Here is a 22,609-nt window from a genome sequence, read left to right as displayed (position 1 = left end):
TCAGGGTTAAAGGCTAACGCCGGGGCCTCGGATCTATCCGTCGTAAACGTCGGCAGTCGCACGGGATACGGCTGTTTTCCCGAGCGGACCGCAGCGGCTTCGGCTGGGTATTCATAGCCTGCGGATCAGGGCAGAAAAGCACTGGCGGGGACGACGGACTGCTTCACGCTGGCCAGGGTCGGATGACTGACCAGACGGTCTATATGCAGCTCGACATCGTTGAACCATTGCTCCGTCAGCACCCGGTAATGCTCCAGGTCGCGACAATGCATGCGCAGGCAGTAGTCGAAGGCCCCACTGACCAGCTGGCACTCGATCACCTCGCGGCTTTCCCGCATCTTCGCCTCGAAAGCGCGCTGCGCGGTCCGGCCGTTCTGGTTGGAGAGCGCCACCATGACCAGCAGCGAAACACCGGGCGACAGCCGCGGCAGGTCGATCATCGCGCCGTAGCCGCGGATCACCCCGAGCTTCTCCAGCTTGCGCACCCGTTCGAGGCACGGCCGCGGCGTCAGGTGCACCCGTTCGGAGAGTTCCTGATAGGTGATCCGGCCTTCGTCGCGCAGGATGTCGAGAATCGCGGCGTCGATACGATCCAGGACCGGGGGGGCTTCGTTCATCACTCGGGACATGGCAGCCTCCTACTTCAGGCGACCGGAAAGAAATTGCTGCAGGCGTTCGCTGCGAGGCTGCTCGAACAACTGCGCCGGCGTACCCTGCTCTTCGATCCGCCCCTGGTGCAGGAACAACGCCTGGGTCGACAGGTGACGGGCAAACCCCATCTCGTGGGTCACCACCACCATGGTCCGGCCCTCCTCGGCCAGGGTCTGCATGACCTTGAGCACTTCACCGACCCGCTCGGGATCGAGGGCCGAAGTCGGCTCGTCGAACAGCATCACTTCAGGCTCCATGCACAGGGCCCGGGCAATCGCCACCCGCTGCTGCTGGCCGCCGGAAAGGTGTGCGGGGTACTGGCCATGACAAGCGGGCGCCAGGCCGACCTTGTGCAGATAGGCTTCACCGCGTTCGCGGGCCTCGGCCTTGCTCAGTCCGTGCACGTACATCGGTGCCTCCATGACGTTTTCCAGCACGGTCATGTGCGACCACAGGCAGAAATTCTGGAACACCATCGCCAGGCGTCCGCGCATGCGCTGCAACTGCATCGGGTCCCGGGCCCGCAAGGCGCCACTGCGCCGATCGCGACGGGTATCGAGCAGCTCGCCGTTGACCTGGATGGTCCCGGCACTGGGCTGCTCCAGCAGATTGATGCAACGCAGGAAGGTGCTCTTGCCCGAACCACTGGAGCCGATGATGCTCACTACGTCGCCGGAACGGGCGGAAAGGCTGACGCCCTTGATCACCTGGTGGTCGCCGTAGCTTTTATGCAGGTCGGTCACTGCCAGCTTGTACATCGATTCGCTCCTCATGCCTGTGGGAAAGAAAGATCAGCGGGGTCAGGCCGGCGGCGGCACGATGACCCACAACGCCGTGCACACTTCATCCTTCGACGGGTTGACCCAGGTGTGCGGATCGCTGGGGGCGAAGGTCAGGGTGTCGCCGGCTCGCAGCAGGTAGGTTTCCTCGGCGACACGCATCTCCAGGCAGCCGCTCTGGACATGCACCAGGTCGGCGGCAGCCTTGATCGAATAGGGTTCGGTACCGGAACCGCCGCCCGGCTCGATCACCGAATAGAGCGCCATCATGTGTTCGTTGCCGGCTCCACAGATCAGGTACTCGCGCATGCCCTCGCCACCCAGGCTGATCGGCGCGCCCTGCCCGGCCGCGACAAAGCGGGTGGACGGCGGCTCGAACAGTTCGCCCGGCTTGATGCCGATGGCTTCGCAGATACGCAACAAGGTCGCCACCGAAGCCTGCACAGTGTCGCGCTCGAAACGACTGATAAAGGATTTGCTGACACCGACCTTCTGCGCCACCTCATCGATCAGCATGCCCTTGGCCTGGCGCAGTGCCCGCAGACGACTGCCGACGTTGAACGGGTCGGTGCTGCCCGACGAGCCGCTGACGGTTTCGTCCTCCGGCATTTCGATTTTCTTGCTAGGCATTGGACGGTCCTTGAGTTTCCAATTAGACAACTTGAATTGAACATAGCAAACATCAAGCCAATCTATTAAAAACCCAATAAAACCTGGAAAAAATGAAAGAAACCATCCTTAAAGCTCGCCATTTCAAGGTATCCAGATGCAAATGGAACAACCTATCCCAACAATTAGTTTCCTATTTGGAAACCTCTACATAGACAGATCGAGCCTCATGACAGGGAGAAAAAAGCAGGCAGACCGGGCACTTTTGGGGCACCGCGAACTGTCATGGTGCGCACCTGCCCTCAAGACAGAAAACAGGCAAAGACAGGAAACGGGCGATGCCCATCACTGTTACAGGCAGTGACCCTTGCCCTCAGGAAAAGCAGGAAGACGTTTCGATTAGACTCAGGGATGGGAGTCGCTTCTCAGAACGGAACAGGCGGCGCAGCTATCATGTCGAGCCGCCGATCCGGGCACCTCGATGGGCACCCGGAACCGTTGCAGTCGGCAAGGCGACCTCCAGAACTCTTGGCCATGCTGGCGGGACGCGCCCTGAGCATTCAGGCAGCGTATCCAGGGATGTGTTTTCCCGCCGCTCAAAGGAACGAACTATGACCCGTAATATGATCGGCAGCGTGATTGGCGGTGCAGCGGCACTGGGCCTTATCGTGGTGTTTTTCGGCAGCTGGTACACCGTGGATGAAACAGAGCGTGGCGTACTGCTGAGAAATGGTGCGCTGGTCGGCGTAGTGGACCCCGGCCTGTCGTTCAAGACGCCCTTTATCGAGACGGTCAAACTGATCAGCACCCAGAGCCAGGTATCGGCCTACGAGAACCTCCAGGCCTACAGCAAGGACCAGCAATCGGCCCAGCTCAAGGTTTCGGTTTCCTGGCACGTTGCTCCTTCCGATGTCGCCAAGGTATACACCCAGTTCAAGGACATCGACGGCGTGCGCGACCGACTGATCAGCCGCCAGGTGCCCACCCAGGTCGAGAACGTCTTCGGTCAGTTCAACGCGGTTGCCGCGGTGCAGAACCGCGTCCAGCTGGTCAACGACATTTCCGCCGCCATCAAGAAAGCCGTGGCGGGCCCCGTAATGATCGACAGCGTGCAAGTCGAGAACATCGACTTCAGCGACGCCTATGAAAAAGCCATCGAAGCGCGCATGGCCGCCGAAGTCCAGGTCAAGACCCGCGAACAGCAACTGGCGACCGAACAGGTCCAGGCGCAGATCCGCGTGACCCAGGCCCAGGCCGAAGCCGACGCGCAACTGGCCCAGGCCAAGGCCGATGCCCAGGCCACAGAACTGCGCGGCCGCGCCGAAGCCGAAGCGATCAAGGCCCGCGCCCAGGCCCTGGCGAGCAACCAGAACCTGGTGGAATTGACCAAGGCCGAGCGCTGGAACGGCGTGTTGCCGACGACGGTACTGCCAGACGGCGCGGTGCCGTTTATCGATGCCCGACAGAATCGTCAGGCGGAGTAACGGAGTCAGTGCGGGGCGCCGGATATTCGGGAGAATCCTGGCGCCCTCAAGCTCATTGCGAGCAGCAGCCCCTCCGAGTCGAAAACAAATAAAACTATCTGCACCGTAGATTAAAATTCTATCTGTACCTATTAACAGAAAAAACCACCACCCATCTGCCCCCATGCCTATCGCGCCAAATTATTTGACAGTCGCCTGTTCCAGCCTATAGTCCAACCGACACAACACAAGTAAGCAACCGATATAAAACAAAAAACCTCAACCGCAATCAAACATTTGCTTTCGCAATCTGAAAAACGCCCCCACAGCACATTAATAGAAGGATCTATACAATGTCTTCAAGCACCAATACCTTTGACATACTTGTCGTTATCGACGCCGATGCTTTTGTTGAAAACTACACCTCCCAAGGGAAGGTAGGCACATACGATGCGCCGGTAAAAATCAGCTCGGCAGATGAGCAGAACAAGATCTACATGCTGACACAGTATGCATCGAGCCTTAAGGGACAAGCTACCGCAGAGCTCGATTTAACAGTAAAGCTACAGGACAATATTCGTTGGCGCGGCGTGACCATTTCGAAAGGCTTCGACAAGGAAATAATCCTTTACAATCCTGTAATGTTAAAACAGAACACTACAGGGGAAATTTCCGGCATAACAAACACTACGCCATATGCGCCGCTTCCCCTGTTCAACAAAGAAGTTCCAGGCAAGCCAATTGCCCAACAAGTACGATATAACCTCTGGTCAGCAATCGCCACAAAACGAGGACATGTCGTATACACCTTATCCTTCATGCTCGTTGATAGCGACAACCAGGTTCTCGGATATTTTACCTGGGACCCTTATATCGAAGTTGCCTAACGACACAGATACCCCCTGAGAAACCAGGGGGTATTTACTTACCCATTACACCACTACCCATGACTCTTGTTTCAACAGAAAACAAAAAGGGCCAACCTTTCGGTTGACCCTTCTAGACCGCCCAGCAGAGCGGATTTTATCTGGTAGGCGCGATTGGACTCGAACCAACGACCCCCACCATGTCAAGGTGGTGCTCTAACCAACTGAGCTACGTGCCTGCTGTGGGCTGCATTCTACGGATTTTCCGCGGGCTGGCAACCTGTTTTTTCTTCTAAGCCTATGAATAGGCTTGAAAAATTTCTACCGAAAGCACCTTTCGCAAATGAAATCAGGCCAGCACTCCTGTCGCGGGCCCGGAAAAGCCCGCAGGCAGCAAAGGCTGTCCGCCCTCCCACATCTCCGAATTCAAGACGAAAAAAAGGCCAACCTTTCGGTTGGCCTTTCTACACCGCCCAGCAGAGCGGATTTTGTTTGGTAGGCGCGATTGGACTCGAACCAACGACCCCCACCATGTCAAGGTGGTGCTCTAACCAACTGAGCTACGTGCCTGCTGTGAGGCGGCATTCTACGGATTTGGCGAAGTGTGTCAATACCTTTTTTGCCGCTAAGTCTATGAATAGGCAAATTTTTTATTTGGCCCTCGGCAACGCCGATGTTTCGGGTGGCTGGCGGGGGTATTTCATCTGAGGTAGGATCAGGCCACTCGTAAAAAATATAAAACAGAGGTTCCAGGATGGCGAACACCCCCTACCCCCAGTCCTATTACGCCGCATCGGCCAATCCGGTTCCCGAGCGCCCGCTGTTGCAGGATGACGTCGAAACCGATGTATGCGTGATCGGTGCCGGCTACACCGGCCTCTCCAGCGCACTGTTCCTGCTGGAGAACGGTTTCCGGGTCACGGTGCTGGAAGCCGCCAGGGTCGGCTTCGGCGCCTCGGGCCGCAACGGCGGCCAGATCGTCAACAGCTACAGCCGCGATATCGATGTGATCGAGCGCAGCGTCGGCGCCAGACAGGCACAACTGCTCGGACAGATGGCCTTTGAAGGCGGCCGGATCATTCGGGAACGGGTAGCCAGGTACAACATCCAGTGCGACCTCAAGGACGGCGGTGTCTTTGCCGCCATCACCAAAAAGCAGATGGGCCACCTCGAATCCCAGAAAAAGCTCTGGGAACGTTATGGTCATACCCAGCTGGAGTTGATGGACCAGCGCCGTATCCGCGAAGTGGTCGACTGCGATCAGTATGTCGGCGGCATGCTCGACATGAGCGGCGGCCATATCCATCCGCTCAACCTCGCGCTCGGCGAAGCGGCGGCGGTCGAGTCACTCGGCGGCACGATCTACGAGCAATCGCCCGCAGTACGTATCGAACGCGGCGCCAACCCGGTGGTGCACACGCCACAGGGCAAGGTCAGGGCCAAGTTCATCATCGTCGCGGGCAATGCCTATCTGGGCAACCTGGTGCCGGAACTGGCCGCCAAGTCGATGCCCTGCGGCACCCAGGTGATCACCACCGAGCCGTTGAGCGATGCACTGGCGAAATCGTTGCTGCCGCAGGATTACTGCGTGGAAGACTGCAACTACCTGCTGGACTACTACCGTCTTTCCGGCGACAAGCGCCTGATCTTCGGCGGTGGCGTGGTCTATGGCGCACGGGATCCGGCGAATATCGAGGCGATCATCCGGCCGAAGATGCTCAAGGCCTTCCCGCAACTCAAGGACGTGAAGATCGACTACGCCTGGACCGGCAACTTCCTGCTGACCCTGTCGCGCCTGCCCCAGGTCGGTCGCCTGGGCGACAACATCTATTATTCCCAGGGCTGCAGCGGCCACGGGGTGACCTACACGCACCTGGCGGGCAAAGTGCTGGCCGAAGCCTTGCGCGGACAGGCCGAGCGCTTCGATGCCTTTGCCGACCTGCCACACTATCCGTTTCCCGGCGGGCAACTGCTGCGCACACCATTTACCGCGCTGGGGGCCTGGTACTACACGATGCGCGACAAACTCGGGGTTTAGTCCTTGCGGGAGCTTGCCGGCGAAGAGCCCCTCGAGAAGGCTGCAAACCTCAAGGCTCTCTTCCCGGGGCTGCGGCGTCCCGACAAGCCCGCTCCCACAAGGTTTTCCTGTGTCATGCGGGCTGCGAGCGATCAGTGTCCGGCAATGGCCCTGGTCGCCTTCGCCGCCGCCTGCTCCTGTCCTGCCCGGGACAGGTCATCGGCGGCCTTCAACCAGCGCTGCCGATCGACCTGGGCCGGCAGTTGCGTCGGCGCCTGGATCAGTACCGCCCAGCCACCGGCGCTCTTCCAGGCCGAAGTGAACTTGTCGAAATCCATCAGCAGCCGACGGTTCATCCCCGCCCGCAACAACACCGTCTGCTTGGTCCGGTTGTAGCCGGCCACCACGGCATAACGCGGTTCGGAAAACAACCGCCCTTCATTGAACCGCACCATCACCGGATATCCGGCCGCGACCTGAGTCAGCACCGCCGGCAATTCGGCATCCAGCGGGTACACCACCATGCCGTACTCGCGCGCCAGCACCTGCATATTGCGTTGCAGATCCGCCTCGGCGCCCGGCAGCTTCAGGGGCTTGTCCAACAGCCCAGGGGTCACGGTCACGCCCTGTTGCGACAGCATGCTGGCCAGGGCTCCCGGACCGCTCTGATAAACCTCGCCGCGGAAAAACGGCACACCATTGAGTTCCACACGCTCCGGCAAACGCTGGATTTCCGGCTGGACGCTGCCGGCACAGCCGCCCAGGGCCAGCAACAGGGCGCCCACCATCAACAACCGGCGGGATGACAGGCAGCGCAAATGGGTTGATCCCTCGAACATCTTCACTCTCTTGATCAGGTGCCAGGCAAGGTCAGCCCCGGCTCGGGCCTTGATCATAGGTCGCAGTCACGCGGTGGTATAGCCTTTCATCACAGTTTGTCCGACGCCATAGAGCGAAATGACTGACCGAACACGACCATTGGTCAATAGCCTGAAACATCCCAGCGACTAGACTGATCCTCAAGCAAGACGAAGTGAGCGAGCCCCTTCGGGGCGAAGGAGGCACTGATGAGCCTTATCGTGACAGTTGCATTGTTGATCCTGGGTTGGCTGGCGGTCGCGGCGGCCATGTTGTGGGGAATCCTGCGGATCTCCCGTCGCCATCACCCGCACGCCCTACCCTCGCAACCGCAGGAAGCCGACAAGCCACAGGGACGCACCGTCAGCGCCCATTAAGAGATTTCCCACAAAAAAGGCCGCCTGGAACCAGGCGGCCTTTCTCGTTACACGACGCGGATCAGGCTTGCACCGCCTCGCGTTTCTGCCGGGCACGACGGGCCAGCATGTTCAGCCCCTCGATCACCGCCGAGAAGGTCATGGCGGCGTACACATAGCCCTTGGGCACATGGGCACCGAAGCCTTCGGCGATCAGCGTCATGCCGATCATGATCAGGAAGCCCAGGGCCAGCATCACCACCGTCGGGTTGTCGTTGATGAACTTCGCCAACGGCTCGGAAGCCAGCAACATCACGGCTACCGCCACGACCACCGCGATCACCATGATCGGCAGGTGTTCGGTCATCCCCACCGCGGTGATGATGCTGTCGATGGAAAAGACCAGGTCGAGCATCAGGATCTGGCCGATGGCGGCAGCAAACCCCAGCGACACCCGCGAAGGCCTGTCATCGTGCTCCTTGGTTTCCGGGTCCATGCTGTGATGGATTTCAGTGGTTGCCTTCCAGACCAGGAACAGGCCACCGGCGATCAGGATCATGTCCTTCCAGGAAAACGCCTGGCCGAACACCTCGAGCACCGGCGCCGTGAGCTTGACGATGTAGGCGATGGTGCCGAGCAGGGCCAGGCGCAGGATCAGCGCCATGCCGATACCGATCCGCCGCGCCTTGGTGCGAAACTGCGCAGGCAGCTTGTTGGTCAGGATCGAAATGAAGATCAGGTTATCGATGCCGAGCACGATCTCCATGACGATCAACGTCGCCAGGGCAATCCAGGCGGTGGGGCTGACAGCGAGTTCCAACAGGTATTCCATGGTTCAGTCCTGATTCCGGTAAAGCGGGTTAGATTTCCCGGGACGACTTTTCAGTCTCGTCCGCGGGTTTCGATTTGTTGAGCGGCAACCCCCTGGTCGCGTCACTGAGGGCCTGTTCGGCCGCCTTGTGCGTATCGTCGATGGCTTGCTTGGCCGTTTCGGCCGCCGTGCCCATCAACTGCCGGGCGCTTTTTTCTGCCTGGTCGCAACCGCCGAGCACCAGCAAGGAGGCGATCAGCAGCGAGGTGGTCATGATCGAATGGCGTTTCATCCAGGGTTCCTTCTGTTCCCGGGCGAACCGCTCAGTTGGCTCGCCGATAGCGCTGCATTCTAGGGAGCGCGATACTTCAGGAAAATTCGTATTTTTAAGCGCTATACTTCGCTTTTTACGAAGTGATGGCCGCCATGCTCAATTACCGGCAATTGCACTATTTCTGGGTCGTGGCCAAGACCGGCAGCATCGTGCGCGCCTGTGAACAGCTGAACCTGACCCCGCAAACCATCAGCGGCCAGATCAGCCTGCTGGAACAGACCTTTGGCGTTGAGCTGTTCCGCAAGGCCGGACGCCAGCTCGAACTGACCGAAGCCGGGCGCCAGACCCTGCCCTACGCCGAGCAGATGTTCCAGTTGGGCAATGAGTTGGAGGCGATGCTGCGGGCACAGCCGAAAGAGCAGCAGGTGCTGTTTCGGGTCGGAGTGGCGGATGTGGTGCCCAAGTCCATCGTCTACCGGCTGATCGCCCCGACCATGGAGCTGGACGAACCGATCCGCATTACCTGCCGCGAAGACAAGCTCGAACGCCTGCTGGCGGACCTGGCGATCCAGCGCCTGGATCTGGTGATTTCCGACAGCCCGATGCCGAGCCACCTGGATATCAAGGGCTACAGCCAGAAACTGGGGGAATGCGGGGTCAGTTTTTTCGCCACCGAGGCGTTGGCGCAACGCTACGGCGACACCTTCCCCAACTGCCTGCAGGGCGCGCCGCTACTGATTCCCGGCCAGGAAACCGTGGTGCGCAGCCGCTTGTTGCGCTGGTTCGCCGAACAGAAGATCCAGCCGAAGATTGTCGGTGAGTTCGACGACAGCGCCTTGATGCAGGCCTTCGGGCAGTCCGGCAGCGGCTTCTTTATCGCCCCGAGCGTGATCGCCGATGAGGTGTGCAAGCAGTACGGCGTCAGGCTGATGGGCCAGACCGATGCCGTGAGCGAATCTTTCTATGCGATCTCGGTGGAGCGCAAGGTCAAGCATCCCGGCATCCTGGCAATTACCGAAGGCGCCCGGCGCGAGCTGTTCATGGGGGCGGAAGGTTAAGCGCCGACCGTGCGCGGTCACGAAGCAGTCCTTGTGAAAGCAGACCTGTGGGAGCGGGCTCCCACAGGCAGTGCGTCAGGTTTGACGAATCAGAACGCGCCCATGTAGTCGCGCTTGCCGATTTCCACGCCGTTGTGACGCAGGATCGCGTAGGCAGTGGTCACATGGAAGAAGAACTGTGGCAGGCCATAGCTCAGCAGGTACGACTGGCCGCTGAAGCGCTTCTCTTTCGGCGTGCCCGGACGGGTCACGATCTCGATGCCTTCCTTGCCGTCGACCTGTGCGGCGGTGATGCTGTCCAGGTGCGCCAGGGTCTTGCTCAGCAGTGCCTGCAGATCGGCGAAGGTGGTTTCGGTATCCGGGTAGGACGGTACTTCGATCTCTGCCAGACGCGACGACACGCCCTTGGCGAAATCGACCGCGATCTGCACCTGGCGCACCAGGGGGAACATGTCCGGAGCCAGGCGGGCTTGTACGAATACGCTCGGATCGATGTTCTTCGCCGTCGCGTGGGCTTCGGCCTTGTTCAGAACGTCGCTCAGGGCGTTGAGCATTTGCTTGAAAACCGGAATGGAAGCTGCGTACAGGGAAATGGTCATGGGGATCTCGCAATGAAGATGGCAGGAATGAAGCCGGGCGATTATAGCCAGGGTTCCCGTCGTTGCGGCTTGTCTTTTTACGTCGGGAAGTCCTACGCTAGTGCCCTTCCAACGCATAGGGAACAGCACAATGAGCACCGAGCAAGAGACTTCCGGCGACCAGCCACGGTTGAACAGCACGGAAATCCGCATCCTGGGCTCCCTGATCGAAAAGCAGGCCACCAACCCGGAAACCTACCCGCTGACCCTCAATGCCCTGGTCCTCGCCTGCAACCAGAAAACCAGTCGCGAACCGGTGACGAACCTCAGCCAGGGCCAGGTCGGGCAAAGCCTGCGCGCCCTCGAAGGCCAGGGCTTCACCCGCCTGGTGATGGGCAGCCGGGCCGATCGCTGGGAGCATCGGGTCGACAAGGCGCTGGAACTGGTGCCGGCGCAAGTGGTGCTGATCGGCCTGCTGTTCCTGCGCGGACCACAGACGGTCAATGAGCTGCTGACCCGCAGTGGCCGGATGCATGATTTCGAGGACACCGAACAGGTGGTGCACCAGCTGGAGCGCCTGATCGCCCGGGGCCTGGCGCTGTTGATTCCACGCCAGGCCGGACAGCGCGAAGACCGCTACACCCATGCCCTGGGCGATCCGGCGGATATCGAAGCGATCATCGCGGCGCGTCAGCAAGGACCGGAGCGCGGCACTGCGGGCGCGGTGTCAGTGGAACGGATCGAAGAGCTGGAGGCACGGATTGCGGCGCTGGAAGAGCGCCTTGCCCGGTTGGAGTGACCTCCCTCTGCAGGAGCCGGCAAGCCGGCTCCTGCAAGAATCGCGTGGTGTCTCTAGGTCCGGGCAAACGCCACGGCCTTCTGGAACTGCTCCGCTGTCGGTCGCACGCCGGTGTACAGCACAAATTGCTCCAGGGCCTGGATGGCAATCACTTCCAGGCCGGTGATCACCCGCTTGCCCTGCTCCCGCCCGCGCACGATCAGTGGCGTTTCCGAAGGAATCGCCACCACATCGAACAGCGTCTCGGCCGCGTCCACCGCGCTGGCCTCGAAAGCCAACTGACCGGCCTCCGGCCCACCGTCCATGCCCACCGGCGTCACATTGACCAGCATCTGCGGGCGCAACTCGCCCAGTTGCGCCTGCCACTCGTAACCGCAGATCGCCGCCAGCGCCTTGCCGGCCGGCTCATTGCGCGCCACGATCACGCCATTGCGGTAACCGCCGTCACGCAGGGCCGACGCCACGGCCTTGGCCATGCCGCCGCTGCCACGCAGGGCAAAGCTGGTGTCGCGGGGCACCGCATGGGTCTCCAGCAACTGGGCAATCGCGATGTAGTCGGTGTTGTAGGCCTTGAGATGGCCGGCGGTGTTGACGATGGTGTTGATCGACTGGATCGCCGCGGCCGAGGCGTCCAGCTCGTCCACCAGGGCGATGCAGGCTTCCTTGAACGGCATCGACACACCGCAGCCACGGATCCCCAGGGCTCGGATCCCGCCGACCGCGCCGGGCAGGTCCTGGCTGCTGAAGGCCTTGTAGTAGAAGTTCAGGCCCAGCTGTTCATACAGATGATTGTGGAAACGCAGGCCGAAATTTCCGGGGCGCCCAGACAATGACATGCACAGCTGGGTGTCTTTGTTGGGGTTCATCTGCATGTTTCATCTCCTGAAGGGTACTTTCGGATAGACGGGATTAGCCATCGACCCTGGTTTTCGTTGATCATAGCCCGCAAGTGCAAGGCTCTGGCGCGGGTATCGCAGGACTGTAAGGAAGCATCGCCAGGAACCTTACACAAAATTTACTCAGCGGCTGTGAAGATTTTCAGGAAGTCGCTGTCATAGAAGTATCCCCGCGACAGTCCTTGAGTCTATTGCAGACAACAAGCGCTGGGGTTGGAACCCGAGGAATAATCATGATTCGTACAATTCCCAAGATAGCTTTGCTCGTTGGTGCACTCGCTGTCGCAGGTCAGGCCTCCGCCCACGGTGGCGGCTGGGTTGGTCCTGCCTTGTTGGGTGGCGTGATCGGTGGGGCGATTGTCGGCTCGGTGGTATCGAACAGCCGCCCGGTCTACGTCCAGCAGCCTGTCTATGCACAGCCCGCACCGGTCTATGTCCAGCAACCGGCTCCGGTCTACTACCAGCCGGCCCCGGTCTACGTCCAGGCACCGCCTCCGGTGGTGGTCTACGGCGGTGGCGGCTACTACCGTCCGGCGTACTACGGTCACCCGCACTACGGCTACGGCCCACGCTGGTAATCGTCAAGGCAAGAACCCCAGGCCCCGCTCGCAAGACGGGGCCTGACTCGTTCTGGGCTTGCTGAAAAGTACGAACGCGTCACAGGACGGGTCTGAATTTCGGTGGTAAAGGTCGCAAGCGAGACAGCAACGCAGGGCCAATGGCGCATGATATGCATAAGCCGTCACCCGGAGCAGGTATTCACACGGCTGTCATATGGGTGCCATTAGCGATCGGCAAGATCGCCCATACGCCCTGAAAACTTCTACCTATAAAAACAAGGACGAGCCATGCCTACGCAAAACCCGCATCGCACCGCCGGCCTCTGCACTTCCAGCAAGGTCTACAGCGCCCTCACCGAACTCAAGCAGCTGGAGGGCCATCGCACGGCCAAGTTTCTCTCGCTGCTGGCCGAGAACCTGGTTCGCAAGGGATTGTTGAGCGAACAGGAAGTGGTGAACATGCTGGATCAGGTCGTCGACTGATCCGGCATGTTCAAGCGCTTGCGGTCGATGCCCCGTTATGGCGCAAGGCTTGATTTCGTCGATGTCCACTATCGAGCGCGGTGATTTTCCCCCGAACCGCCATCCCCGTAAGGTAGCTCCATAGATTGATGGAGGTACTTATGCCCAAGGTTCAGATCATGTCCGTTATCGGCAGCGCCGTTCCCGCCTCGCTCAGGGAACTGGGACTGCTCGCCTGCTGGTACCTGGTCCGCGACGGCGTCCCCATCAGCGGTCCCTTCACGTCCCTGCCGGCGGCCAAGGCCTTGTCCGAGCGCATGGACCTGCACAGCTTCGGTGCCTGACCGCCTACCTGTTCCCGAATCGTGCGTTGCTCCGCACAACCCCTTGCCCGCACTGGTTGCGGGCTTTTTTATGGGCGCCGATCAGCCGCGCTCGGCCTGTGCGGAATTGATCTGGGTGCGATGCACCAGCTTCTGCAGGCGCTTCTCCAGTTCGATCATCACCACGCGGTCCGAACGCCCGCTTTCCAGTTCGTCACTGAGGGCGTAGGCGACCTTGCGCAACTCGTGAATGATGACAATCCGGTCATCGTTGAGGTCATGCTTGTGGGACTCGAACAACCGCTGCAGGAAGTCCTCGAGGATACGTTGGTAGCGATGCCGGTCGGTCGCGCGCAAGTGCGCCAGGCTGGCGGTGATCCGCGCCAATAGCTCGAGGATCTCCAGCCCGAAGTAATGCAGGCGCCGCGCATAACCGACTTCACGCTCGCGCAGTTGCCGGCGTTCGACCTGGAATGCCTGCTTGCGCTGGATCGCCGGCACGGCAATCGCCACCATCAGCCCGACGATCAATCCCACGGCCTGGATCCAGCCATACCAGTCGACCGACTTCGGAAAGAAGGCAAACCCCAGCAGCACCACGGCCACTACCCCCGCCCCGACCACCATGGGCAGGTAATCCCGGCTGATAAAACCCTTTGGCATTGCCCGATTCCTCACGTCTTGAAAAGCGCCGTTCGCGATCAAGTGGCGATGCTAATCGCTGTGCGTGACCGACACCATCACATGTCAGGGCCGATACACAAAAATCGATGTTCAGTCCTCAATGGGACGAGACATAAATGGAACTGCTGGTGGGAGCAGGCAAGGCATAGGTCCGTTTCATCCACTGAATCTCTTCCTGCGGGGTACGACCAAAAAAGCGCTTGAACTCACGACTGAACTGCGAGGCGCTTTCGTAGCCCACCATCGCGCACGCCGTCGCCGCGGTAATGTCGTTTCTCAACATCAGCAGGCGCGCCTGGTGCAGGCGGGTGGACTTCAGGTATTGCATCGGCGAGGTGTCGGTGACCGTGCGAAAGTGCGAATGAAAACTGGGCACGCTCATCATCGCTTCCCTGGCCAGCTGTTCGACATCCAGGTGCTGGCTGTAGCACGAATGAATCTTGCGTATGGCCCTGGCGACCTTGCCGAACTGGCCTTGTCGATTGAGCGCGGCCCGCATCGAACCGCCCTGCTCGCCGGTGATGATGCGGTAGTAGATTTCCCGCATCAGCGTCGGGCCGAGAATCCGCGCTTCGACCGGGACACTCATCACTTCCAGGAAGCGCAGGAGTGAGTCGCTCAGCTTGTCATCCATCGGCGAGGAGTACATCCCCTTGGGTTTGGCTTCGGCCAGCCCGGCGACCTCATCAAGCTCCAGCATCAACTCGGCGGCCAGGTTGAAATCCAGGCGCAGATACACCGCCAGCATCGGCTCGGCTGCGCTGGCTTGCGTCTCCATGCTGAAGGGCACGGGTACCGAGACCACCAGGTAGTGTTGCGCGTCGTAGACGTAGATGTCTTCACCCAGGTAGCCACGCTTGCGCCCCTGGCAGACGATCACGATGCCCGGATCGTAAAGCACCGGCGTGCGGTTGAGCGGACGATTGGAGCGCAGAAAACGCACGTCGTCGAGCGGTGTCAGGTTGTATCCCTCGACAGGCGCCAACTGCCCCATCAACTCGATAATGCGGTCCGTGCGTGGGTTGTCATGGCCCATGTCGCCTGCCTCCAGCGGAAAACCGGAATGTACTCCGACGGCGATGCTCCTGGATACGTCGCTCATAGGATCAGGCAAGCAATCGAGAGAAACCCGCAGTAACTCCCGGATTCCGGGCGCGCGCCCCTCTCTCCAGGCTTATAGGAATGGGCAATCAAAGCACATGAACGGATATTCGCTTGTCTGACCGATCTGCGTAGCTTGGAAAAGGACGGTTGCAGGCCACGGGCACTGCAGCCGCACTTTCAATTCCAGCTCCGGAGAGTCCTCATGCTAATCGTCTATAACCCGGCAACCGGTGAAGAAGTCGGTCGTGTCGCCAAGAATACCCCGGCCGAAGTGAAGGCCGCGGTTGATCGCGCTTGCGCGGCATTCCCGCAATGGTCGTCGAAACTGGCGAAGGAACGCAGCGACACCCTGAGACGCTGGCACGACAGCGTCAAGGCCGACAAGGAAGCCTTCGCCGAACTGCTGTGCCGGGAGAACGGCAAGTGCCTGACCGAAGCCCGTGGCGAAATCGACTACGGCCTCGGGTTTATCGAGTGGTACGCCGAAGAGGCCAAGCGTGTCTACGGCGACACGATCCCGACCCACGACAAGCATGCCTCCGTGGTAGTGACCAAAGAGGCCATTGGCCCTGTCGCGGCGATCACGCCGTGGAACTTCCCGTTCATGATGATCACCCGCAAGGTGGCGACCGCGCTCGCGGCGGGCTGCACCATGGTCATCAAGCCGGCCGAGGACACCCCGCTCACCGCCTTCAAGCTGCTGGAATACGCACGCAAGGCCGGCATCGGTGAAGGCGTGCTCGAAGTGGTGGTCGGCGACCCCAGGGAGATCGGCCTGATCCTGACCGGCGACCCGCGCATCCGCAAGATCTCCTTCACCGGTTCGACCGGGGTCGGTCGCCTCCTTGCCGCGCAATGCGCATCGACCATCAAGAAGATGACCATGGAACTGGGAGGCAACGCGCCCTTTATCGTGTTCCAGGACGCCGATATCGACGAAGCCGTCAAAGGCCTGGTCGGGGCGAAGCTGCGCAATTCGGGCCAGGTGTGCATTTCGCCCAACCGGATATTCGTACAGAACACTATCTTTGAAGACTTCGTGAAGCGGGTCAAAGCCAGCGTGGCCGGGATCGAGGTCGACCAGGGCCTGCGGGAAGACTTTGTCGTCGGCCCCATGGTCAACCAGATGGGCTTCGACAAGGTCGTGGCCCTGGTCGAGGAAGCCAGGGCTGCCGGTGCGAAAATCCTCGCGGGCGGCAAGCCACATGCCAAGGGCGGCCTGTTCTACGAACCGACCGTCATCACCGGCTTGTCGGATGACTCACCGCTGGCACGCAACGAAATCTTCGGTCCCGTGTTCGCGATCTATTCCTTCAAGGATGAGGCCGAAGTCATCGAACGCGCCAACCAGACCGAGTTCGGCCTGGTCGCCTATGCCTACACCAGTGCGCTCGGCCGCTCGTTGCGCCTGGCCCGGGGCCTGGAAGCCGGGATGGTGATCCTCAACTCCGGCTCGGTGGGAACCGCCTCCGTTCCGTTCGGCGGCGTCAAGCAGTCGGGCTACGGCAGAGAGGGCAGCTACTACGGCATCGAAGAGTACGTTCACGTCAAATATGTGCTGATGGCCGGCGCTCAACTCTGATGAAAAGCTGATGCTCCCCTGATGGACCCGGGGCGAGTGCCCACAGCGGCTCGCCCCTCGCTGAAACCCTCGAAATAAAGGCCCGCGATCCCCACAACGCCGTCCCGACCTGGGCTAACATATGTCTTATGGCCAGTATGGATGCAGGACAAAAGTAAATTTTGTGTCAGTTACGCCCAATATCTCCAGAGGTGTGGCAACTTTCTGAACTATATTCATAAAATGTAACGCTTTTTCCAGAAAGCTTTTTCAAGAAAAGCCCGTTGCCAACGGCATATCCATTTTTAGCGAGTCCATCCGCGTGAACATTCGTCATTCCATCCTCGGCCTTTTTTTTGTCCTGGCCGGCACCGTCGCTGCAACCACCGTCGAGGCGCGTGAAACCACCCAGGCCCCTCGCGATACCACTCACCTGCAAGTCGCCTCCGGCAGTGCCCTGCTGATCGACCTGCAAACCAACAAGACCCTGTATTCCAGCAACCCGGACGTGGTCGTGCCCATCGCCTCGGTGACCAAGCTGATGACCGCCATGGTCGTACTGGACGCCAAGCTGCCGATGGACGAGTACATCTCGGTGAACATCAGCGACACCCCGGAAATGAAAGGCGTGTTCTCCCGGGTCAAGCTCAATAGCGAGCTGCCTCGCAAGGAGATGATGCTGATTGCCCTGATGTCATCTGAAAACCGCGCCGCCGCCAGCCTCGCCCACCACTATCCGGGCGGCTATGCCGCGTTCATCGCCGCGATGAATGCCAAGGCCAGGTCCCTGGGCATGATCAATACCCACTATGTCGAACCGACCGGTCTGTCGATCCACAACGTGTCCACCGCCCGCGACCTCAGCAAGCTGCTGATGGCCGCGCGTCACTATCCGATGTTGAGCGAGCTGAGCACCACCAAGGAAAAGACCGTGGCGTTCCGCAAACCCAACTACACCCTGGGTTTCCGCAACACCGACCACCTGATCAACAAGGACAGCTGGAAGATCAAGATCACCAAGACCGGCTTCACCAACCAGGCCGGCCATTGCCTGGTGCTGGTCACCGAAATGGGTAACCGCCCGGTGGCCCTGGTGATTCTCGATGCGTTCGGCAAGTACACCCACTTCGCCGATGCCAGTCGGATCCGCAACTGGGTGGAAACCGGCAAGAGCGGCGGCGTGCCGGACGTGGCCCTGCGCTACAAGGCCGACAAGAACCTGAAGAACCGCCAGGTGGGCGCCCAGGCCGCAAAGTAACCACGGATCAACCGGCCCGGTTCACCGGGCCGCGTTCAACGGCGTTTGAGTGCCTGTTTATGCGCGTACATCGCCTTGTCGGCGTCCGCAAGGAGACCTGCGACCGTCTCATGGCGCTCGGCGTCATATTCGATCTGCCCCACGCTGAAGTTAATGTCATAACCCCGCTGCTGCCCTGAGTTGCGCTCATCCAGGGTTTCGCGCAGGCGCGCCATGATCGCGCTGGTTTCAACGTGGTCGGTGCCGGTCAGCAGCACCACGAACTCGTCGCCGCCCAGGCGACCGATCACATCGCTTTCGCGAAAGGCAATGCGCAGCACATCGGCGAAGGTCTTCAGCGCCAGGTCGCCTTCGGCATGGCCGAAGACATCGTTGATCTGCTTGAAATCGTTCAAGTCGAAAAACAGCAACGAAGCCGGCTTGTCCATGCGCTTGCAGACACCCAGGCCATGATTGGCCAGGGCCTCGAAACCACGGCGGTTGGACAACAGCGTCAGCTCGTCCATGGTCGCCATCTGCACCGCCACCAGCTCCTGCTCGGCCATGCGCGCCAGGTCCCGCAGCAACGCCCGTTCTTCGTCGTCGAGGGTACGTGGCCGCGTGTCGATCAGGCACAAGGTGCCCAGCTTGCTGCCATTGCCCACCGTCAGCGGGCAACCGGCGTAAAAGCGGATACCCGGCTCGCCGGTCACCAGCGGGTTGTCATGGAAACGCTCATCATTTTCCGCATCCGGCACCATCATCACCTGATCGCCGAGAATCGCGTGACCACAGAAGGAAATATCCCGCGGCGTCTCGCTGACCGTCAGCCCCACGCAGGACTTGAACCACTGGCGGTTCTCGTCCACCAGGCTGACCAGGGCAATGGGCACGTTGAACAAGCGCTTGGCCAGACGGGTCAGGCGATCGAAACGCTCTTCGGGCGAGGTATCGAGGATATTCAGCGAGCGCAGGGTTTCCACGCGGGCAGTTTCGTTGGCAGGTTTTATCGGCGCTAACATCACGGACTTCCCAGGCTTGCGGTCGTGCAAGCGTATGACAAGAAATGAACCTGTACAACGATATAGACCTTGTATATCCCTCGGCGTTCTACCGACACGACCTGTGACCGGCGCCACAACCCGACGCCAAAACATGCCAGGCGACCACGGCAACCGTCATACTCGCCCTCCGCCATCACCGCACAGGATGTCATCCGTGAGCGCCGCCCGTAACGAAACCCACGAATCAAAGAGCAACGAATCAAAGAGCATAGGCCGCCTGTTGCTGGAATTGATCTGGCAGATCCTGGTGCTGGTGGTACCGATTTTCTTCGTGATGATCCTGCCGCCACCCCTCGCCTTCGCCGTGGTGCTCGGCTGTGCCGGCGCGATGTGGCTGTGCGCGCGATTCGCCTGGCTACCCGGTGCACGGGGTGCGGCCCGACTGATGATCGCGGCGGTGTTCGGCCTGGGCTTCAGCCTGGGGCGCGCCCTCCCCGAGTACTGGAACATCGCCGCCGCCTTTATCGCCATTTTCCCCGGACTGGCCTGTGTGAGCCTCTGGGAACGCAAGCTCGGCCTGGTGCCGGAACCCGAACCGGCTTCCGGTCAAGCCGGCGCCAGTGCGTGGGGCGGCCAGGAACCGACCCACACTCCGGAGGGCGAACCGATCCGGGTCTACAACTACAGCGAAATCGCCATGGGCGGTCCGGTCACCTGCGACTACCTGTTTCCCGACGGCATCCTGCTCGAGGGGCTCGGCTCGTCGGCCCGCTTCTCCAGCGATGGCCGCTATTTCGCCGCACCGGTGCCGTCGCGCCAGGACTGGGGGCTGGTGATTCTCGACCGGCCATTGCGCCGCCTCTATCGTTGTCACAACGATCGTTTCTGGGAACTGGACACCTTCAATGAGCACGGCCTCGGCGGACGCTACAGCCCGCTGGTGGACAACAGCGCGGACCTGATCGCCCTGGAGACGCTGCTCAAGGACGCCGACGCCGTGGACCTGCTGCCCGCCGGCGATCTCTGGCTCGAACCCGGCCATTGGCAGCAGGCCCTGGCCCGGCAGCAGATCGAACAGCGCTCCCCGGACGGCCGGCACCTGCTGGAAGGCCAACTGAGCCTGCCCGCCAACCTGCTGGAGCTGGAGCAACCCCTGGCACCGCTGCTGCATCCGGACTACCGCCTGAGCCTGGACGGCGAACCCGCAGCGCTGCTGGTCAAGGCGCAGACGCCGATGATCTGGAGCGAAGACAGCCAGCTTCTGGTCTGTGTCGCCACGCCCACCGCGCCAACGTCCGGCCAGCTCCATGGCCTGTGGCTCTGGCAACAGGGCCAGGGCTGGCGCGCCTTGCGCACGCCCTGGAGCGCCAGCGACCGCAGCCCCTCGGGCTACTGGAGCGATCCGGTGGCGCTGGACGCACAGTTCGTCTGGCTGGAAAGCTACCTGCCGCTGAATCAACCCGACAACGGGCGCTTCGGCTACCAGTTGCACAACATCCATAGCGATTCGGAAATCCTCGTCGGTCACGATCCCCTCGGACGGGAACAGGATGCCGACTGGAACCGTGCGCGCATCCGCCTGGTATTGCCGCTGGACAGCGACGGGCAGGCATCCGCCGTGCAGATCGAATCCGCGGCCTTCAAGGATGGCAGCCGTGCCCGTTTCATCTGGGAGCGGGACAACCAGGACGCCGTCGGCGGCTACCGTTGCGAACTGGTCGGCCCGCAGCGGGACACCTGGAACCTGCCCGGTCTCTGGCGCCTGGAGCATCGGCTCAGCGAGGACGCCTGTCACCTGGCGCTGATGCCCTTTACCGACACACCGGCGATGCCGGATCGGGTGGTCGTGGCCGATCCCCAGACCCGCCGCCTGCTCGACGGACCGGCAGTACGCCTCGCCGAACTGGTGGATTTTCGCGACGCCATCCTCAGCGTCGCGGTGGTCTGCGGGCGCCAGCCCCGGGACCTCACCGGCACGCCCCTGCGGCGCTTTACCGAAGCCGCCCGGCCGGCGGCAGAGGCCGGCGGGTTCTGTCATTACCGGGAAGACTCGCTACTCTATTACGAGCTTCGCCGACTCAAGCTCGGCGTCGACACACTGGAACCGTTGCCGGCCTGGCGGGTGGTCAACCAGCCACAGATCGCCACCGCCGAGGGCGACTTCATCCAGCCATCCCCCAGCGGGCTGGACGCCGCCTGGTTGTTCGGCACCGCCACCGAGTACGGCAACGACCTGCTGCGTGGTCAGGTCGCACGCCTGGGCGGCCACCTGCTGACCGCTTCCGGCTGCGCCCTGTCCGACCTCGCACCATCGATGATCTGGTCGCCCCAGGGACGTTACCTGGCGCTGACCCGACTCTACCTGGAGCATCGCGATTTCGAACACGGCCGGCGCGCCTGGAAACTCCTGCTGCTCGACCTCGAGGCACACACCTTGCGGACCGCGCCGGACTGGCTGGGCAACCGGCCGCAGTTCATCGACTTCAGCGGCGATACCCTGCACCTGCGCGAGTTCGAGGCCGACTGGGACCTGCGCGATGGCTCGGACCCCGGCCGGCGGGTGAAGATCGCCTTGCAGCACGTGCTGGAATGGCCCGCCGAAGCTCTGGAACGCCATGGCGACCTCTGGCTGACCCGCACCGATGCCCGCGACGCGCAGGCCTGGCAAGCGCTGGATAGACCTACCCTGCTGTAGGGACTAAGCTGGCGGGCGATGCACTACGCAAGGGCCTCATCGCCGGCAAGCCGGCTGCTGCAGGTCGATGCCCGGCATCGTTGCCCGGCCCGGCCTTCACAGGCTGAATCAATGGACTTGACCATGCACAGATCTGCCACTGCCCACCCTGACGACAGGGCCCCGTACTTCTGGCGCGATGCCACCCTGCCGTTTATCGAGGCCCGTTCGATCCAGGACGGTCGCAAGGTCTGTTATGCACGCCATTCCCACGAGCATTTCTCCATTGGCGCGATCACCCACGGGCGCAGCACCTATATCAACGAACAGCAGCAATGGCAGGTCGAGGCCGGCACCGTGGTGCTGATGAATCCCGGCGAGGTGCACGCTTGCAACCCCATCGACGACCAGCCCTGGGCCTATCGGATGTTCTATGTCGAGACGCCCTGGCTGACGTCCCTGCAGCACGAACTGGGGTTCAGCCCGGACCTGGATTTCCGGGCGTTTTCAGCCACCCACAGCACCGATCCACTGCTCTTCCGGGGCTTGAACCTGCTCTACGAACAACTGGTGGACGACGATCTCGCCCATCTGGAGAAACAGTGCGCCATCGTCGAGTTCTTCACCCTGCTGCAACACCACCTGAACCCGGCGCCGATCCCCGCCCGCGAGATCAACCAGAAGCTCGAACGGGCCGCGGCCTATATCCACAAGCACTGTACCGAAGCGCTGAAACTCGAGGATATCTGCCAGGCCGCGCAACTGTCGGCGTCCTACCTGACCCGCGCCTTCAAGCAGCACTATGGCATGACGCCCCACGCCTTCCTGGTCAACCGGCGCATCCAGTACGCGCGCAACCAGTTGCGCCGTGGACGGCTGATCGCCGATGTCGCCCTGGAAGCCGGCTTCGCCGATCAGGCGCACTTCCAGCGGGCGTTCAAGCAACACCTGGCCGCGACACCCGGCCAGTACCGCGGCTGACGGC

24 protein-coding genes and 2 tRNA genes are annotated in these 22,609 nt (G+C 61.2%); 13 read left to right on the top strand and 13 right to left on the bottom strand.

What is annotated here, in order from left to right:
• Positions 1-125: 125 nt before the first annotated feature.
• From HX881_RS27125 to HX881_RS27115, 3 genes are read right to left on the bottom strand one after another with little or no spacing between them, the layout of a single operon-like run.
• The gene (locus tag HX881_RS27125; RefSeq protein WP_042934685.1) at positions 126-629 is read right to left on the bottom strand and encodes an Lrp/AsnC family transcriptional regulator; all 504 of its coding nucleotides are present in this window, start codon (positions 627-629) and stop codon (positions 126-128) included.
• Between the two features lie 9 nt (positions 630-638).
• Positions 639-1,409 carry an ABC transporter ATP-binding protein gene (locus HX881_RS27120; RefSeq protein WP_017124655.1) on the bottom strand — a complete coding sequence of 257 codons (771 nt, stop codon included), beginning with the start codon at positions 1,407-1,409 and terminating at the stop codon, positions 639-641.
• A 42-nt stretch (positions 1,410-1,451) separates the two neighbouring features.
• A complete protein-coding gene (locus HX881_RS27115) occupies positions 1,452-2,060 on the bottom strand; it encodes a helix-turn-helix domain-containing protein (protein ID WP_212809848.1) in 609 nt (202 codons plus the stop codon).
• 590 nt (positions 2,061-2,650) lie between these two features.
• On the opposite strand from HX881_RS27115, the gene HX881_RS27110 reads away from it, so the two are divergent.
• On the top strand, positions 2,651-3,523 hold the full coding sequence (locus tag HX881_RS27110; RefSeq protein ID WP_017124657.1) for an SPFH domain-containing protein: 873 nt from the start codon (positions 2,651-2,653) through the stop codon (positions 3,521-3,523).
• Between the two features lie 332 nt (positions 3,524-3,855).
• A complete protein-coding gene (locus tag HX881_RS27105) occupies positions 3,856-4,389 on the top strand; it encodes an AidA/PixA family protein (protein ID WP_177060068.1) in 534 nt (177 codons plus the stop codon).
• 141 nt (positions 4,390-4,530) lie between these two features.
• On the opposite strand, the gene HX881_RS27100 is transcribed toward HX881_RS27105, so the two are convergent.
• Together HX881_RS27100 and HX881_RS27095 are read right to left on the bottom strand one after the other, a co-directional pair.
• Positions 4,531-4,607, bottom strand: a tRNA-Val gene (locus HX881_RS27100).
• A gap of 254 nt (positions 4,608-4,861) precedes the next feature.
• Positions 4,862-4,938 (bottom strand) — tRNA-Val (locus tag HX881_RS27095).
• Between the two features lie 184 nt (positions 4,939-5,122).
• Here HX881_RS27095 and HX881_RS27090 point away from each other — a divergent pair.
• Positions 5,123-6,406 (top strand): NAD(P)/FAD-dependent oxidoreductase, encoded by a 1,284-nt coding sequence (locus tag HX881_RS27090; protein ID WP_177087513.1) that lies wholly within the window; start codon positions 5,123-5,125, stop codon positions 6,404-6,406.
• Positions 6,407-6,537: 131 nt separating this feature from the next.
• Here HX881_RS27090 and HX881_RS27085 read toward each other — a convergent pair whose 3' ends face one another.
• On the bottom strand, positions 6,538-7,281 hold the full coding sequence (locus HX881_RS27085; RefSeq protein ID WP_177087511.1) for a peptidase C39 family protein: 744 nt from the start codon (positions 7,279-7,281) through the stop codon (positions 6,538-6,540).
• Between the two features lie 171 nt (positions 7,282-7,452).
• Here HX881_RS27085 and HX881_RS27080 point away from each other — a divergent pair, with 171 nt between their 5' ends.
• Positions 7,453-7,620 (top strand): hypothetical protein, encoded by a 168-nt coding sequence (locus HX881_RS27080; RefSeq protein WP_017124662.1) that lies wholly within the window; start codon positions 7,453-7,455, stop codon positions 7,618-7,620.
• Between the two features lie 61 nt (positions 7,621-7,681).
• On the opposite strand, the gene HX881_RS27075 is transcribed toward HX881_RS27080, so the two are convergent.
• Positions 7,682-8,431 (bottom strand): TerC family protein, encoded by a 750-nt coding sequence (locus tag HX881_RS27075; RefSeq protein WP_017124663.1) that lies wholly within the window; start codon positions 8,429-8,431, stop codon positions 7,682-7,684.
• A 28-nt stretch (positions 8,432-8,459) separates the two neighbouring features.
• Complete coding sequence (locus HX881_RS27070) at positions 8,460-8,702, bottom strand: hypothetical protein (RefSeq protein WP_017124664.1); 243 nt, start codon at positions 8,700-8,702, stop codon at positions 8,460-8,462.
• A 134-nt stretch (positions 8,703-8,836) separates the two neighbouring features.
• On the opposite strand from HX881_RS27070, the gene nhaR reads away from it, so the two are divergent.
• Entirely contained in the window at positions 8,837-9,742 is a 906-nt protein-coding gene (gene nhaR / locus HX881_RS27065; RefSeq protein ID WP_017124665.1) for a transcriptional activator NhaR, read from the top strand.
• 89 nt (positions 9,743-9,831) lie between these two features.
• Here the strand turns inward: nhaR and HX881_RS27060 are convergent, their stop codons facing one another.
• Positions 9,832-10,341: a DUF1993 domain-containing protein gene (locus HX881_RS27060; RefSeq protein ID WP_017124666.1), complete on the bottom strand. Its 510-nt coding sequence runs from the start codon at positions 10,339-10,341 to the stop codon at positions 9,832-9,834.
• Between the two features lie 130 nt (positions 10,342-10,471).
• On the opposite strand from HX881_RS27060, the gene HX881_RS27055 reads away from it, so the two are divergent.
• The gene (locus HX881_RS27055) at positions 10,472-11,119 is read left to right on the top strand and encodes a YceH family protein (RefSeq protein WP_017124667.1); all 648 of its coding nucleotides are present in this window, start codon (positions 10,472-10,474) and stop codon (positions 11,117-11,119) included.
• Positions 11,120-11,172: 53 nt separating this feature from the next.
• Here HX881_RS27055 and HX881_RS27050 read toward each other — a convergent pair whose 3' ends face one another.
• Positions 11,173-11,991: a shikimate 5-dehydrogenase gene (locus HX881_RS27050; protein WP_177087510.1), complete on the bottom strand. Its 819-nt coding sequence runs from the start codon at positions 11,989-11,991 to the stop codon at positions 11,173-11,175.
• Positions 11,992-12,248: 257 nt separating this feature from the next.
• Between HX881_RS27050 and HX881_RS27045 the strand changes: the two genes are divergently transcribed.
• The 3 genes from HX881_RS27045 (at position 12,249) to HX881_RS27035 (ending at position 13,381) form a co-directional block, all read left to right on the top strand.
• Positions 12,249-12,593 carry a hypothetical protein gene (locus tag HX881_RS27045; RefSeq protein WP_042934687.1) on the top strand — a complete coding sequence of 115 codons (345 nt, stop codon included), beginning with the start codon at positions 12,249-12,251 and terminating at the stop codon, positions 12,591-12,593.
• Positions 12,594-12,863: 270 nt separating this feature from the next.
• The gene (locus HX881_RS27040) at positions 12,864-13,058 is read left to right on the top strand and encodes a hypothetical protein (RefSeq protein ID WP_017124670.1); all 195 of its coding nucleotides are present in this window, start codon (positions 12,864-12,866) and stop codon (positions 13,056-13,058) included.
• 140 nt (positions 13,059-13,198) lie between these two features.
• Positions 13,199-13,381 (top strand): hypothetical protein, encoded by a 183-nt coding sequence (locus HX881_RS27035; RefSeq protein WP_017124671.1) that lies wholly within the window; start codon positions 13,199-13,201, stop codon positions 13,379-13,381.
• A gap of 81 nt (positions 13,382-13,462) precedes the next feature.
• Here HX881_RS27035 and HX881_RS27030 read toward each other — a convergent pair whose 3' ends face one another.
• Both HX881_RS27030 and HX881_RS27025 read right to left on the bottom strand, forming a co-directional pair.
• Complete coding sequence (locus HX881_RS27030; RefSeq protein ID WP_177087508.1) at positions 13,463-14,023, bottom strand: hypothetical protein; 561 nt, start codon at positions 14,021-14,023, stop codon at positions 13,463-13,465.
• Positions 14,024-14,141: 118 nt separating this feature from the next.
• Complete coding sequence (locus tag HX881_RS27025; RefSeq protein ID WP_103032729.1) at positions 14,142-15,080, bottom strand: AraC family transcriptional regulator; 939 nt, start codon at positions 15,078-15,080, stop codon at positions 14,142-14,144.
• A gap of 270 nt (positions 15,081-15,350) precedes the next feature.
• Here HX881_RS27025 and HX881_RS27020 point away from each other — a divergent pair, with 270 nt between their 5' ends.
• Positions 15,351-16,730 carry an NAD-dependent succinate-semialdehyde dehydrogenase gene (locus HX881_RS27020; protein ID WP_177087505.1) on the top strand — a complete coding sequence of 460 codons (1,380 nt, stop codon included), beginning with the start codon at positions 15,351-15,353 and terminating at the stop codon, positions 16,728-16,730.
• 301 nt (positions 16,731-17,031) lie between these two features.
• A complete protein-coding gene (gene pbpG / locus HX881_RS27015) occupies positions 17,032-17,967 on the top strand; it encodes a D-alanyl-D-alanine endopeptidase (protein ID WP_017124675.1) in 936 nt (311 codons plus the stop codon).
• A gap of 35 nt (positions 17,968-18,002) precedes the next feature.
• On the opposite strand, the gene HX881_RS27010 is transcribed toward pbpG, so the two are convergent.
• A complete protein-coding gene (locus HX881_RS27010) occupies positions 18,003-18,968 on the bottom strand; it encodes a sensor domain-containing diguanylate cyclase (protein WP_177087503.1) in 966 nt (321 codons plus the stop codon).
• A gap of 196 nt (positions 18,969-19,164) precedes the next feature.
• Between HX881_RS27010 and HX881_RS27005 the strand changes: the two genes are divergently transcribed.
• The gene (locus HX881_RS27005) at positions 19,165-21,645 is read left to right on the top strand and encodes a hypothetical protein (RefSeq protein WP_281367742.1); all 2,481 of its coding nucleotides are present in this window, start codon (positions 19,165-19,167) and stop codon (positions 21,643-21,645) included.
• Positions 21,646-21,768: 123 nt separating this feature from the next.
• Positions 21,769-22,605: a helix-turn-helix transcriptional regulator gene (locus tag HX881_RS27000; protein ID WP_177087499.1), complete on the top strand. Its 837-nt coding sequence runs from the start codon at positions 21,769-21,771 to the stop codon at positions 22,603-22,605.
• Positions 22,606-22,609: the final 4 nt, after the last annotated feature.

This window comes from Pseudomonas gingeri, from assembly GCF_013386115.1.
Classification (GTDB): domain Bacteria; phylum Pseudomonadota; class Gammaproteobacteria; order Pseudomonadales; family Pseudomonadaceae; genus Aquipseudomonas; species Aquipseudomonas gingeri.
This window is presented reverse-complemented; position numbering and strand designations above follow the sequence as displayed.

Excerpts from the sequence above, each read along its gene's own strand:
- HX881_RS27125 (WP_042934685.1), bottom strand. The coding sequence starts at position 629 with ATGTCCCGAGTGATGAACGAAGCCCCCCCGGTCCTGGATCGTATCGAC.
- HX881_RS27120 (WP_017124655.1), bottom strand. The coding sequence starts at position 1,409 with ATGTACAAGCTGGCAGTGACCGACCTGCATAAAAGCTACGGCGACCAC.
- HX881_RS27115 (WP_212809848.1), bottom strand. The coding sequence starts at position 2,060 with ATGCCTAGCAAGAAAATCGAAATGCCGGAGGACGAAACCGTCAGCGGC.
- HX881_RS27110 (WP_017124657.1), top strand. The coding sequence starts at position 2,651 with ATGACCCGTAATATGATCGGCAGCGTGATTGGCGGTGCAGCGGCACTG.
- HX881_RS27105 (WP_177060068.1), top strand. The coding sequence starts at position 3,856 with ATGTCTTCAAGCACCAATACCTTTGACATACTTGTCGTTATCGACGCC.
- HX881_RS27090 (WP_177087513.1), top strand. The coding sequence starts at position 5,123 with ATGGCGAACACCCCCTACCCCCAGTCCTATTACGCCGCATCGGCCAAT.
- HX881_RS27085 (WP_177087511.1), bottom strand. The coding sequence starts at position 7,281 with ATGATCAAGGCCCGAGCCGGGGCTGACCTTGCCTGGCACCTGATCAAG.
- HX881_RS27080 (WP_017124662.1), top strand. The coding sequence starts at position 7,453 with ATGAGCCTTATCGTGACAGTTGCATTGTTGATCCTGGGTTGGCTGGCG.
- HX881_RS27075 (WP_017124663.1), bottom strand. The coding sequence starts at position 8,431 with ATGGAATACCTGTTGGAACTCGCTGTCAGCCCCACCGCCTGGATTGCC.
- HX881_RS27070 (WP_017124664.1), bottom strand. The coding sequence starts at position 8,702 with ATGAAACGCCATTCGATCATGACCACCTCGCTGCTGATCGCCTCCTTG.
- nhaR (WP_017124665.1), top strand. The coding sequence starts at position 8,837 with ATGCTCAATTACCGGCAATTGCACTATTTCTGGGTCGTGGCCAAGACC.
- HX881_RS27060 (WP_017124666.1), bottom strand. The coding sequence starts at position 10,341 with ATGACCATTTCCCTGTACGCAGCTTCCATTCCGGTTTTCAAGCAAATG.
- HX881_RS27055 (WP_017124667.1), top strand. The coding sequence starts at position 10,472 with ATGAGCACCGAGCAAGAGACTTCCGGCGACCAGCCACGGTTGAACAGC.
- HX881_RS27050 (WP_177087510.1), bottom strand. The coding sequence starts at position 11,991 with ATGCAGATGAACCCCAACAAAGACACCCAGCTGTGCATGTCATTGTCT.
- HX881_RS27045 (WP_042934687.1), top strand. The coding sequence starts at position 12,249 with ATGATTCGTACAATTCCCAAGATAGCTTTGCTCGTTGGTGCACTCGCT.
- HX881_RS27040 (WP_017124670.1), top strand. The coding sequence starts at position 12,864 with ATGCCTACGCAAAACCCGCATCGCACCGCCGGCCTCTGCACTTCCAGC.
- HX881_RS27035 (WP_017124671.1), top strand. The coding sequence starts at position 13,199 with ATGCCCAAGGTTCAGATCATGTCCGTTATCGGCAGCGCCGTTCCCGCC.
- HX881_RS27030 (WP_177087508.1), bottom strand. The coding sequence starts at position 14,023 with ATGCCAAAGGGTTTTATCAGCCGGGATTACCTGCCCATGGTGGTCGGG.
- HX881_RS27025 (WP_103032729.1), bottom strand. The coding sequence starts at position 15,080 with ATGGGCCATGACAACCCACGCACGGACCGCATTATCGAGTTGATGGGG.
- HX881_RS27020 (WP_177087505.1), top strand. The coding sequence starts at position 15,351 with ATGCTAATCGTCTATAACCCGGCAACCGGTGAAGAAGTCGGTCGTGTC.
- HX881_RS27010 (WP_177087503.1), bottom strand. The coding sequence starts at position 18,968 with ATGTTAGCGCCGATAAAACCTGCCAACGAAACTGCCCGCGTGGAAACC.
- HX881_RS27000 (WP_177087499.1), top strand. The coding sequence starts at position 21,769 with ATGCACAGATCTGCCACTGCCCACCCTGACGACAGGGCCCCGTACTTC.